We start from the raw sequence: 12391 nt of genomic DNA, 5'->3' as shown, positions 1-12391 counted from the left end.
GCAAGGCGGTACGGCAAGGGGGAGGCGCATCCGGCATGGGGGAGTTCGTCGATGTGTGCCTCGGCTTTCCGACGGTCCTGTTCGGGGGGGCGCTGGTGGTCGTGGTGGGCTTCTGGGGTCTGGTGCTGGTCGGCGCGGCCGACTCGCACGGCCCGGGGCACCACGACGCCGCCGGCGGGCACTCCATGGAGTACGGGGGTTCCCATGGAGCAGCCCCCGCCGGCGGCCACGGCGTCGTGGGACACGACGCGGGCTCGTACGGCGGGGGCTCGTACGGTGCGGGCGCGGACGGCCACCCGGGCGTATCCGCGCCCGGCCACCCGCACGCTCACCTGCACGGCCACCCGGGCGCCGACGGTTCCCACGGCGAACACCCCGGCGGCTCGGGCCTGCTGGCCGCCGCCGGACTCGACGGCGTACCCGTCACCGTGGTGTTCTCCCTGCTCGTCGCGCTCGGCTGGTTCCTGAGCCTGGCCGGCTCGGCCGCGCTGGACGGCGCCGGGCTGCACGGCCCCGGCCGCGCCGCCGCCGACCTCGCCCTGGTCGCCGCCGCCCTGTTCGGCGCGTGGCTGGGCACTTGGGTGCTGGTCCGCCCGCTGCGCCGCCTCTACCCGCACGAACGGCCGCCCTCCCGGGGCGACTTCGTCGGCCTGGTCTGCGTGGTGCGCACCGGCACCGTCACCGACCGGTTCGGCCAGGCGGAGGTGACCGCGCCCGACGGGTCCACCGCGATCGTCCAGGTCCGCCGCCCCGACGGCGACACCGGCGGCCCGCTGTCGGCCGGCCGTACCGCGCTGCTCTACGACTACGACCCGCAGGGCGAGTTCTTCTGGGCCGCGCCCTACGCGGACCCCGCGGCCGGACCGCCGCCACCGGGCGCCCGCGCGCTGCCCTGACCTCGGCGCCACCCAATCCCCCCAACCGCCCCCGCACGCACGGCACCTACTCATATCCGCTTCACCGCATCGAGGTTGATCCGTCATGGATGCCACCGTCATCGGGATCGGCGTGCTCGTCGCCGTCCTCCTGCTCATCGCCCTGGGCGTGGCCGTCACCGTCACCAAGCTCTTCCGCAAGGTCTCCCAGGGCCAGGCGCTGATCGTCTCCAAGTCCAAGCACGTGGACGTGACCTTCACCGGCACCGTCGTGCTGCCGGTGCTGCACAGCGCCGAGGTGATGGACATCTCGGTGAAGACCATCGAGGTGCAGCGCACCGGGCGCGAGGGCCTGATCTGCCAGGACAACATCCGCGCCGACATCCATCTGACGTTCTTCGTCCGGGTCAACAAGACCAAGGAGGACGTGATCAAGGTGGCGCAGGCGATCGGCACCGAACGCGCCAGCCACCAGGACACGTTGCAGAAGCTGTTCAGCGCGAAGTTCTCCGAGGCGCTGAAGACGGTCGGCAAGCAGCTGGACTTCGTGGACCTCTACACGCACCGCGAGCACTTCCGCGACCAGATCATCCAGGTGATCGGCACCGACCTCAACGGCTACCACCTCGAGGACTGCGCGATCGACTTCCTGGAGCAGACCCCGCTCACTCAGCTCGACCCGGCCAACATCCTCGACGCGCAGGGCATCCGGAAGATCACCGAGCTGACCGCGATCGAGCACGTGCGCACCAACGAGTTCCAGCGCACCGAGCAGAAGGAGATCACCCGGCAGAACGTCGAGGCCCGGGAGACCATCCTGGAGCTCGAACGCCGCCAGTCCGAGGCCGAGATCAAGCAGCGCCGCGAGGTCGAGACGCTGCGGGCGAAGGAGGAGGCGGTCACCGCCAAGGTGCAGGAGGAGGAGCGCCTCGGCGCCCAGGGCGCGTTCCTGCGCACCGAGGAGCAGTTGGGCGTGCAGCGGGAGAACCAGGCCCGCGAGGTCGCCGTCGCGCAGAAGAACCGCGAGCGGGTGATCGCGGTGGAGAACGAGCGGATCGAGAAGGACCGGGTGCTGGAGGTCATCGCCCGCGAGCGCGAGACCGAACTCGCCCGGATCTCGAAGGAGCGCGAGGTCGAGGGGGAGCGGCGGGACGTCGCCGACGTGGTGCGCGAGCGGATCGCGGTGGACCGCACCGTCGCCGAGCAGGAGGAGTCGATCAAGCAGCTGCGGCTGGTGCAGGAGGCCGAGCGGGAGCGGCAGGCGCTGATCATCACCGCGGAGGCGCAGGCGCAGGAGCGGCTGGTCAAGGACATCAAGGCCGCCGAGGCCGCCGAGCAGGCCGCGCAGCACAAGGCCCGCGAGTCCCTGACGCTCGCCGAGGCCCGCCGGCAGGCCGCGCAGATGGACGCCGACGCGAAGATGCGGCTGGCCGAGGGGGTGCGCGCGGAGGCCGCGGCCAAGGGACTGGCCGAGGTCGAGGTGCGCGAGCGCAGCGCCGCCGCCATCACCAAGGTCGGCGCGGCCGAGGCCGAGGCGACCACCGCCCGGCTGAAGGCCGAGGCCGAGGGCGCCCGCGCCAAGTCCCTCGCCCAGGCGGAGGGCATGGCGGCGCAGGCCACCGCGGAGGCCGCGATGATCGGGGAGAAGCTGAAGGCGGAGGCGGCCGGGCTGACCGAGAAGGCCGCCGCGATGGCCGCACTCGACGACGCCTCGCGCGGCCACGAGGAGTACCGGCTGCGGCTGGCCGCGGAGAAGGACGTCCGGCTGGCCGGGCTCGACACGCAGCGGCAGATCGCCGAAGCGCAGGCGGCGGTGCTGGCCACCGGGCTGGAGAAGGCGGACATCAGCATCGTCGGCGGCGAGGACGTCTTCTTCGACCGGCTGATCGGCGCGGTCAGCGCGGCCCGCTCGGTGGACTCCTTCGTCGCCAACTCCGAGACGGTGCGGACGGCGGCCGCGCCGTGGCTGGACGGGTCGGAGCGGTTCACGCAGGACGCGACCCGCGTGCTGTCCTCGCTGGGCGCGGGGTGGGGCGGGATGAGCGTGGCCGGGCTGCTCGGCCGGCTGATCGCGGACGGCGGCCCGCAGGCCGGCGGGTTCCGGCAACTCCTGGAACAGGCACGGGCGATGGGGATCGCGGACGAGGTCCTGTCGGGGGTCGTGGGAGCGGCTGCCGGCGGCGCCGCGGGGGTTCCGGGTGCGGCGGGTGCCGCCGGTGGGCCCGCGCCGGTGCCGGCCGCGGCGACCGGCTCGGCGAACGGACTGGCGAAGAAGTGAGCGAGCAGGTCTCCACCGAGGGGCCGGCCGGGGACGCCTACCAGGTGCTGCGCACCCGGCTGACCGGGACGGCGCACGAACTCGCCCGCCGCGCCGAGGCGTTGAACGCGGCCCGGCAGGAGGTCTTCGGCTCCGCCGAACTGCGGCTGGCCGGCGCCGAGCGGATGCGCACCGCCCGTCCGGCGCTGCCCGGCGACATCGCGCCGGTCGGCTCCTGGCTGCTGTTCGCGGCGAACCCGGCCGAGGTCGAGGACGTCGCCGACGTCTTCCAGGTCCGCCCGGCGGACGACCTGGAGGGGGCCGGGGAGGCGGCCGGGGAGGCGGCCGGGCCGGCCGGGCTGCTCGACGACCCCGGCTTCGTACGGGACTTCCACGAGTTGTACCGCTACTACCGGCAGACCCGGGTGGTGCGGGTGCGGGCCTGGGAGGGGCGGCTGCTCGCCGTCTTCCGGACCGGCGCGGGCGCCGCCGACGTCAAGGCGCTGGGCTGGCGGATCGGCCGCGACGGCCGCTGCGCGTACGAGGGCACCGCCCGCGAGGAGCCCGCCGAGCCGGCGGAGACGGTGCGCTGGAGCGCGGTCGGCCGCGAGGCGTACGTCCCCGGCCGCCACCCGCACATCGCGCTGGCCGCGCCCGACGGCGGCACCCTCACGCTCGACACGACCGGCGGCGTCCTCGCGCTGCGCACCGGCGGCGCCGTGCACGAGGAGCCGGTCGACGACGCCCTCCAGTCACTGGCGGACGCCGACGTCGCGTACGCGGGCACCGGGCCGCTGGTGCTGCTGCGGGTGCGCCCCTACCGGGAGTCCGCCGACCGGCACTTCGCGGTCAACACCCGCACCGAGCAGGTCGAGCGGATCGACGCGCTCGGCCAGGTCTGCCTGCGGCTGCCGGACGACCAGGGCGTGGTCTTCCCCGGCGGCTACGTGCTCGCCACCGGCGGCACCCGCACCTTCGACCTGGCCGACCTCGCCGGCCGCGCCGAACCGGCCGCCGAGCCGGGCGCGTTGCCCGCTTCCGGCGAAGTCGCCCCGGCCGCCCTGGAGTTCGAGCGCGTGGTGCGCTCGGCCAACGGCGAGGACGTGCTCTACGTCTTCCACGCGCCCGCCGACGGCCACCGGCTGCTGCTGCCGTACAACCTCATCCGCAAGGAGGCCGCGGCGCCGCTGCACGTCCAGGGCAGCGCGCTGTACGAGGACGGCACCCTGATCACGCTGCGGCCCGCGGAGGGCGGCGAGCCCGGCCGGGTGCACACCCTCCAGCGCTGGCACACCCCGTTCCTGTCCGACACCTGCGCCGCCGCCCGCCCCGTCGGCGACGGCCCGCTGGCCCGGATCGGCAACCCGGACCTGGTCCGGGCGGTCTCCGACGCGCTGTCGGTGGCCCGCGCGGCGCTCGCCCCCGAGCCCGCCGCGGCCGTCTACGAGGCGCTGGGCAGCGCCGCCGAACGCGTCCTGGACCGCCACCACTGGCTCGCCGACCCGGCCGCGCAGGACCTGGCGGCCCCGCTCACCGTGCTCCGCGACACCGCGCGGCAGGTGCTCGCCGAGTACGCCCGGGTGCGGGAGTCCGCCGCGCAGGCCGCCGCGGCCGCCGACGAGGCCGAGGCGCGGATCACCGCGCTGGGCCGCCGGGTACGCGGTGAGGCCGCCGCGTCCGCGGACGAGTGGGTCGCCCGACTCACCGAACTGCGCTCCTGCCAGGGCCGGTTGGCAACCCTGCGGGAGATGCGGCAGGCCGACCCGGCCCGGCTGGACGCACTGGACGCCCTGCTGGCGACGGAGTTGGCCGAAGCGGCGTCCCGCGCCGCCGCGCACTTCGCCGACGAATCCGCCTTCGACGGCTACCGGCAGCGCGTCGCGGACATCGCCGCGCAGATCCCGGCGGCCGGGACCGCCGCCGGCACCGAGCCGCTGGCCGACGCGCTGGACGAGCAGGCCGCGGGCCTGGCCACCGTCACCGAGACCACCGGCACCCTGGAGATCACCGACGCCACCGTCCGCACCCGCATCCTGGCCACCGCCGCCGACGTGCTCGGCGCGGTCAACCACTCAAGGGCCGTACTCGCCGCCCGCCGACGGGAGTTGCTGGCCGCGGAGACCGGCGCGGAGTTCGCCGCGCAGAGCGCGCTGCTCGCCCAGAGCATCGGCGCCGCGCTCGACGCGGCGGGCACCCCCGAGGCGTGCGAGGAGCAGCTCGGCCGCCTGCTGGTGCAGATCGAGAACCTGGCCACGCGCTTCGCCGCCGACGAGGAGCGCCTCGCCGCGCTCGACGCGCGCCGCGAGGAGGTCCGGGAGACCTTCGCAGCCCGCAAGCAGGCGCTCGCCGACGAACGGGCCCGGCGCGCCCAGCGGTTGACCGCCAGCGCCACCCGCCTGCTCGACGGCATCCGGCGCCGCGCGGCGACCCTGGACAGCGCCGACGCGATCCACACCTACTTCGCCTCCGACCCGCTCGCGGCCGAACACCAGCGGATCGCCGCGGAGTTGCGCACCCTAGGCGACCCGGCCCGGGCCGCGGAGCTCACCGCGGCGCTCGCCGCCGCCCGCCAGGCCGCCACGGCCGCCCTGCGCGACCGCCTCGACCTGTACGAGGACGGCGGCGCCGCGATCCGCCTGGGCCGGCACCGCTTCGCGGTCAACACCCAGCCGCTGGACCTCGCGCTCGTCCCGCACGCGGGCGGCCTCGCCTTCACCCTCACCGGCACCGACTACCTCGCGCCGGTGGCCGACCCCGCCTTCGCGGCCACCCGCGCCTTCTGGTCCCGGCCGCTGGTCTCGGAGTCCCCGGAGCTGTCCCGCGCGGAGTTCCTCGCCGGCGGCCTGCTGCTGGACCGGCTCGCCGACGGTTCCCCGGCCGCCGCGGACATCCCCGGCGCCGTACGCTCCGCCGTCGCCGAGCGCGCGTCGGAGGGGTACGAACGGGGCGTGCACGACCACGACGCGGTACTGCTGCTCACCGCGCTGGCCGAACGCGCCGCGCACGCGGGACTGTTGCGGTACTCCGCGGTCGCCCGCGCGGGCGCGCTGCTGTACTGGACGCAGGCCGCGCCTCCCGCCGAACAAGCCGCCTGGACCGCGCGGGCCCGCTCGCTCAGCCGGGCGAGGGCCGCCTTCGGCGGGGCGGGCGCCGGGCAGGCGCTCGGCGAGCTGGCCGCCGAAGTCGGCGCGCGGGCCCGGGACTTCCTGTGCGGCGCCGGCCTGCCCGCGCCCCTGGCACCGGAGTCGGCGACGGACGCCCAGCTGCTGGGGGAGTACCTGGTCGCCGAACTCGCCCACGACCAGGAAGGGTTCGTGCTCGGCCCGGGCGCCCGGGCGGTCGTGGCGCGGCTGGCCGAGGCGCTGGGCGGGCCGGACGCGGTGCCGTACAAGGAGTTCGGCGCCGATCTCGACGCGCTCGGCGGGGAGTCGGGCGCGGGCCTGGGCGCGCGCTGGCAGCTCGCCCGCGCCTGGCTGGACCCGTTCGCGGACGGCCCCGACCTCGTGGAGGCCGCGGCCGGACTGCTGTGCGGCGCCGGCACCGTACGGTACGAGGTGGACGCCGACGTCGAGGTGACCGTCCGCGGGCTGCTCGCCGCCCACCCCCGGGCGGTGGACGGCACGATGACCCTGCGGCTGGACGAACTCCTCACCCGGGTACGGCGGTTCACCGCCGAGGACGTGCCCGCGTACCGCGCCTACCAGCGCCACCGTACCGCCGTGGTCGCCGCCGAACGCGAACGGCTCGCCCTCGACGGCTACCGGCCGCGCCCGCCCGCCTCCTTCGTCCGCAACCGGCTGCTCGACGAGGTCTACCTGCCGCTGGTCGGCGACAGCCTCGCCAAGCAGTTCGGCCCGGCCGGCGGCCTGCTGATGCTCATGTCCCCGCCCGGGTACGGCAAGACGTCCCTGGTGGAGTACGTCGCGAGCAGCCTCGGGCTGGCGCTCGTCAGCGTCTTCGGGCCCGCCCTCGGCAGCGGCACCACCTCGCTCGACCCCGACCGCGCGCCCGATGCCGCCGCCCGGCGCGAGCTGGAGAAGGTCCGGCTCGCCCTGGAGATGGGCTCCAACGTGCTGCTCCACCTCGACGACATCCAGCACGCCTCGGCGGAGTTCCTCCAGAAGTTCATCCCGCTGTGCGACGCCCAGCGGCGGATCGAGGGGCCCACCGGGGCGTACGACCTGCGCGGCAAGCGGTTCGCGGTCTGCATGGCCGGCAACCCCTACACCGAGTCCGGGGCGGTCTTCCGGGTGCCGGACATGCTGGCGAACCGGGCCGACGTGTGGAACCTCGGGGATGTGCTCACCGGGCGCGAGGAGCTGTTCGCCTTCTCCTACGTCGAGAACGCGCTCACCGCCAACCCCGTGCTCGCGCCCCTGGCCGGGCGGGACCGGGCGGACCTCGACCTGCTGGTGCGGCTCGCCGCCGGCGACCCCACGGCGCGCCCCGCCGACCTGGTCCACCCCTACGCCCCGGACGAGCGGGACGAGATCCTCGCCGTCCTACGGCACCTGCTGCGGGTCCGCGACACCCTGCTCACCGTCAACGCCGCCTACATCGACTCCGCCGGGCGCTCGGCCGAGTCCCGCACCGAGCCCCCGTTCCTCCTCCAGGGCTCCTACCGCAACATGAACCGCCTCGCCGCGCGGATCACCTCCACCATGAACCGCGCCGAGGTGGACGCCGCCCTCACCGACCACTACCGCGCCGAGGCCCAGACCCTCGCCCACGGCGCCGAAGCCGCCCTCCTCAAACTCGCGGAGCTGCGCGGCACCCTCACCCCCACCGAAGCGCTCCGCTGGTCCCGCCTCAAAGCCCCCTACACCCCCTGACCGCCCTCCCGCCCCCCGCCGTGCTGCGGGCTGGCGTCTGTCGGCCTGCCGGTACCGTCATTCGCTCTTCGTGCGCAGCTCCCACGGCTGCATGCCGAGGAGATGCGCGATATTCCCCTGCATCTCGACAGCGGACGGCAACGGGCGCCACAGCACGGACAGTTCGATGATCTTGCCGTCCGGGTCGAAACGGGCGTAGTCCATCCCGTTGACCACGGTGTCCTCGATCTGCAGCCGGAAGAACGCGGACTGGTGGGCCTCGCCGCTGAGAACTTCCTCCGTGGTGAGGTCGCCCAGCGCGTAGACGGCCTGCAGAACTTCGGCGACGGCGTCGCGGCCGGTGACCGGCTCGTCGAGGATCGGGCTGTTCAGCACCACGTTCTCGGCGAGGCACGAAGCGACGGCGTCCTTGCCGGCGCGGCCGTCCACGCACGCAAGGAGGGCCTCGAAGGCGGTGCGGTGCTGAGCGGACGTGGCCATCACTACTCCTTGATGGTGCGAGACCGAAAGCGGGTCGGCCTGCCGATTGTCTGAGACAGAGTATCAACTTGAGAGTCAGTCTCAATCCGCTGGGTCGACGGCTATACTCGCGTGTGATGGACACCTCACCCAACCCGGGCGGTCGCGCGGCCGCGGCGCCGCTGCGGAGTCGGGCCCGCGAGGTCATGAAGTCCCAGGTGATCGCCGTGGCGTCACGGCTCTTCGACGAACAGGGGTTCGACAACACCACCGTCGACCAGATCGCCGCCGAAGCGGGGCTCTCCCGTGCGACGTTCTTCCGGTACTTCAAGACCAAGGAGGACGTCGCGCTCGACGGCCTCAATGAACTGGGCCGGCGGGTCGCCGCCGCGTTCGTCGCGCAACCCGACGGAGAACGGCCGTGGACCGCCCTTCGCCATGCGTTCGACGTCATGACCGGAGAACACGCGAGCGACCCCGACCGCTCCCTGCGCTTCTTCAAGATGATCTGTGAGACGCCCTCGCTCAAGGCCCGGCACTGGCAGAAGCAGCAGCACTGGCACGAACTGCTGGACCCGGAGATGCGCCGCCGGCTCGGCCGGCCGGCCGCCCCGCACGACCCGGCGGCGGCCGCGCTCGTCGGTGCCGGTCTCGCCTGTCTCGACGCAGCCACCGAAGCATGCCTGGCCTGCGACGGAACCGAAACACTGGCCTCGCTTCTCGACCGATCCATGGGAGCGTTGGACGGCTAGGCCGGGGCCGGCACATCCCGCCTGGCCGACGGGTCCTGGCGCGCGCAGTTCCCCGCGCCCCTGGACTGGGCGGTTGCCCCTTGCGGCGCGCGTCTGCCTGCGGGGGGATTGTGGTTTTGTGCTTCGCTTGGGTCCCACGCGCCCCCGTCGGGGGGTGCTCGCGGTGGTCCGGTGCGGGGCGGTGTGCGCTGCGGAGCAGCCGCACGTGCTCAGGGGCGCGGGGAACTGCGCGACCGGCCACGACGCGCCCGCACGTAGGGACGTACCGCAGGACGTACCGCATGGGGCGCCCTCCCCACCCGTAAGGAGCCCTACGTGCCGGAGATGAGGGTGGGGACCGGGAGGGGGAGGAGGAGCCTGCGCAGGAGGGGGAGGAGGGCGAGGGAGAGCAGGGTCCCGAGGAAGAGCCCCGCAAGGACGTCGTGGGGGTAGTGGACCCCGATCCACACCCGGGACGCCCCGAGGAGGAGCGCGAAGGGGACGGCGATCAGCCCGAGCCGCCGGTCGACGAGAAGAAGCGCTACGGCCGCGGCCGCGGCGATGGCGGAGTGGTTGCTCGGGAAGGACCAGTCCCCGAGCGCGGGGCACGCCTCGACCGTCGGCGCGACGTGCAGCGTCTGGCAGGGCCGTTGCTCGGTGAAGAAGGACTTGACCGCGTCGTTCGCGAGGTAGGCGAGCACCACGGCCACCGGCACGGCCAGCACCCCCGCCATCCGCAGCCGGTCACCGCTGCCCCGCGCCCGCCACCACGCGCCGACCATGAGGACGGCGAACACCCCGAGCCCGTAGTCGCTGAAGAAGCGGACGACGTCGTCGAGCGGCCCGGGCGTGTGCTGCGCGAGCCGCACCACCCAGCGGTAGAAGCCGGCGTCGAACTGGGCGTTCATGAGCCCTCCCGTGAGGTGACGGCGTGGCGGCCCTCGCCGTTGGTACGTGTGCGGTCGCGGTCGCCGCCCGTACGGCGCCCGCGCCGCAGCTCGAGGGCGAGCGGGAGCAGCGACAGGATGACGACGACGGCGACGATCGGCAGCAGGTAGTGGTCGACGTTGGGGACGGAGGAGCCGAGGGCGTATCCGGCCAGCACGAGTCCGACCGTCCAGACGGCGCCGCCGACCGCCTGCCAGAGCGTGAAGGTCCGGACGGGGACGGCCAGCGCCCCCGCCAGCGGGTTGAGCACGGTGCGCACGACGGGCACGAAGCGGGCCAGTACGACCGCCCGGGCGTGGCCGTAGCGGGCGAGGAGTTCCGTGGCGCGGGCCGCGCCTTCGTGCAGGCGGCGGGCCCGGGAGCGGGCGAGGAGCGCGGGCCCGGCGCGGCGCCCGAGCAGGTAACCCGTTTGGGCGCCCAGCAGCGCGCCGGCGAGGGCGGCGGTGAGCACCTGCCACAGCGTGAGGTGGACGGTGCCGGAGGCGCCCGGCGCGCACAGCAGCCCGGCGGTGAACAGCAGCGAGTCGCCGGGCAGGAAGAACCCGACCAGCAGCCCCGTTTCGGCGAAGAGCACCACGGCGATGCCGAGGGCGCCGAAGGACGCCAGGACGGAGTTCGCGCTGAGCGGATTCATCGCGAGGTCCACCGCGAGATGCGGGGCGAGGTGCGCGGCCGGGACCGCGCCATGGGCGAGGTGGACGGACTCGGGCAGGGGCATGGCGGTGGGGCCCTCCCATAATGGTTCCGGGGGCGCGTGCCGCGCCGCCGACCGACTACAGTGATGTAGTCGGTCTACAGCACTGTAGACGAACTGGCCGGAAGGGGCGATCGAGCCATGCCGGAGCCGAGCGCGGGCCGCCGCCCCGCGGGCGAGCTGGAGGCGAGCGTCCTGGCCGCCCTCTGGGCCGCCGGCGGCCGCCCGCTGACCCCCGCCGACGTGCAGCGCGAACTGGGCACCGCCCTCGCGCGCACCACCGTCACCACGATCCTGGCCAGGCTGCACGAGAAGGGCTCGGTCAGCCGGGCCCGCTCCGGCCGCGGCTACGCCTACCTGCCGGTCCAGGACTCCCCGGGGCTGGCCGCCCGCCGGATGCGCAGCGAGCTGGACAAGTCCGCGAGCGACGACCGCGGCACCGTACTGGCCCGCTTCGTCTCCGGGCTCGACCCGGACGACGAGAAGGTGCTGCGCGAGCTGCTGGCGCAGGCGGAAGGGGCGGAGGGGGCGGCGCCCGGCGCCACCGGTCCCCGCCCGGACGAGGTCGTGGACGGCAGGGTCGTGGACGGCGGGGCCGTGGACGGCGGGGCCGTGGACGGCGGGGCCGCCGCACGCAACGGGGAGGCGCCGTGAACATCGCCGTCTGGCTGCCCCTGCTGCTGCCGCTGCTCGCGGCCCCCGCCGCCCGCCGGCTGGCCGCCGCCCTCCCGCCGCGCGCCACCGCCTGGCTGCTGGCCTCCTCCGCCGCGCTGCTCGCCGCGTGCAGTACCGCCGCGCTCGGCCTGCTCGCCGGGGCGGGCGCGCTGCGGCTGCCGCCGGTGGCCGCGTTCGGCCACCTCGTGCTGCCCGTGGTCGGCGACCAGGTGACCGTGCCGGCCGCCTGCGTGGCCGCCGTGCTGCTCGCCGCCGTCGCGGTCGCGCTGGTCCGGGAGGTCCGCCGCCACCTGCTGCTGCCCGCCCGGGCCCGGCGCGAGGCGGACCGCTACGGCTCCGCCGCCGGCGACCTGACCGTGCTCAGCGACTCCCGGGCCGACGCGTACGCCCTGCCCGGCAGCTTCGGGCAGCCCGGGCGGATCGTGGTCACCTCCGGGATGCTGCGGGCGCTCGACCCGGCCGAACGGGAAGTCCTCCTCGCCCACGAGCGCGCCCACATCACCGGACGCCACCACCTCTTCCTCACCGTGCTCGCCCTCGCCTGCGCCTGCCACCCGGCGCTGCGCGTCCTGCGCACGCCGCTGTCCTACGCCCTGGAGCGCGGCGCCGACGAGGCCGCCGCCACCGCCGTCGGCGACCGCAAGGTGGCCGCCCTCGCGATCGGCCGCGCGGCCCTTGCCGGGCACACCGCCGCCGTCCGGCCGCACGCCGCCCTATCGGCCACCACCGGGCCCGTGCCCATGCGCGTCTCCGCCCTCCTCACCCCCCGCCGCGCCCGCGCCCCCCGCGCCCTCGCCGCCCTCCTCGCCGCCGCGCTCACCCTCTCCGCCGGCTGCGCCCTGCACGCCGCCTACGACCTCCACGGCTCCATCGAGGTCGCCCAGGGCGAACCGCGTTAGCCCGCCCCGCGGGGTGCGGGA

Annotated in this window: 8 protein-coding genes and 1 pseudogene; 6 read left to right on the top strand and 3 right to left on the bottom strand. The window is 75.1% G+C overall.

Annotated elements, in window-relative coordinates; all coding sequences use genetic code 11:
* Positions 1-35 precede the first annotated feature (35 nt).
* The 3 genes from AC3ERT_RS24385 (at position 36) to AC3ERT_RS24375 (ending at position 7964) form a co-directional block, all read left to right on the top strand.
* Positions 36-896, top strand: coding sequence for a hypothetical protein (locus AC3ERT_RS24385; protein WP_435176807.1), 861 nt, complete (start codon positions 36-38; stop codon positions 894-896).
* Between the two features lie 85 nt (positions 897-981).
* On the top strand, positions 982-3153 hold the full coding sequence (locus AC3ERT_RS24380) for a flotillin family protein (protein ID WP_435176805.1): 2172 nt from the start codon (positions 982-984) through the stop codon (positions 3151-3153).
* A complete protein-coding gene (locus AC3ERT_RS24375; RefSeq protein ID WP_435176803.1) occupies positions 3150-7964 on the top strand; it encodes a DNA repair ATPase in 4815 nt (1604 codons plus the stop codon). Before AC3ERT_RS24380 ends, AC3ERT_RS24375 begins: the two co-directional genes overlap by 4 nt.
* 57 nt (positions 7965-8021) lie before the next feature.
* Here the strand turns inward: AC3ERT_RS24375 and AC3ERT_RS24370 are convergent, their stop codons facing one another.
* Entirely contained in the window at positions 8022-8444 is a 423-nt protein-coding gene (locus AC3ERT_RS24370) for a nuclear transport factor 2 family protein (RefSeq protein WP_435176801.1), read from the bottom strand.
* Positions 8445-8560: 116 nt separating this feature from the next.
* On the opposite strand from AC3ERT_RS24370, the gene AC3ERT_RS24365 reads away from it, so the two are divergent.
* A complete protein-coding gene (locus tag AC3ERT_RS24365; protein WP_435176799.1) occupies positions 8561-9175 on the top strand; it encodes a TetR/AcrR family transcriptional regulator in 615 nt (204 codons plus the stop codon).
* Positions 9176-9486: 311 nt separating this feature from the next.
* Here the strand turns inward: AC3ERT_RS24365 and AC3ERT_RS24360 are convergent, their stop codons facing one another.
* Both AC3ERT_RS24360 and AC3ERT_RS24355 read right to left on the bottom strand, forming a co-directional pair.
* Positions 9487-10062, bottom strand: a complete 576-nt coding sequence (locus AC3ERT_RS24360) for a phosphatase PAP2 family protein (RefSeq protein WP_335970604.1) — start codon at positions 10060-10062, stop codon at positions 9487-9489.
* On the bottom strand, positions 10059-10736 hold the full coding sequence (locus tag AC3ERT_RS24355; protein WP_435128877.1) for a DedA family protein: 678 nt from the start codon (positions 10734-10736) through the stop codon (positions 10059-10061). Before AC3ERT_RS24355 ends, AC3ERT_RS24360 begins: the two co-directional genes overlap by 4 nt.
* A 201-nt stretch (positions 10737-10937) precedes the next feature.
* On the opposite strand from AC3ERT_RS24355, the pseudogene AC3ERT_RS24350 reads away from it, so the two are divergent.
* Both AC3ERT_RS24350 and AC3ERT_RS24345 read left to right on the top strand, forming a co-directional pair.
* Positions 10938-11318 (top strand): annotated as a pseudogene (locus tag AC3ERT_RS24350) (BlaI/MecI/CopY family transcriptional regulator); the annotation flags it as partial.
* Between the two features lie 128 nt (positions 11319-11446).
* Positions 11447-12370 carry a M56 family metallopeptidase gene (locus AC3ERT_RS24345; RefSeq protein WP_435176797.1) on the top strand — a complete coding sequence of 308 codons (924 nt, stop codon included), beginning with the start codon at positions 11447-11449 and terminating at the stop codon, positions 12368-12370.
* Positions 12371-12391: the final 21 nt, after the last annotated feature.

This window comes from Actinacidiphila sp. bgisy145 (genome assembly GCF_057708125.1).
Note: the sequence above shows the minus strand (reverse complement) of the source record. Positions and strands in the feature narration are given on the sequence as shown.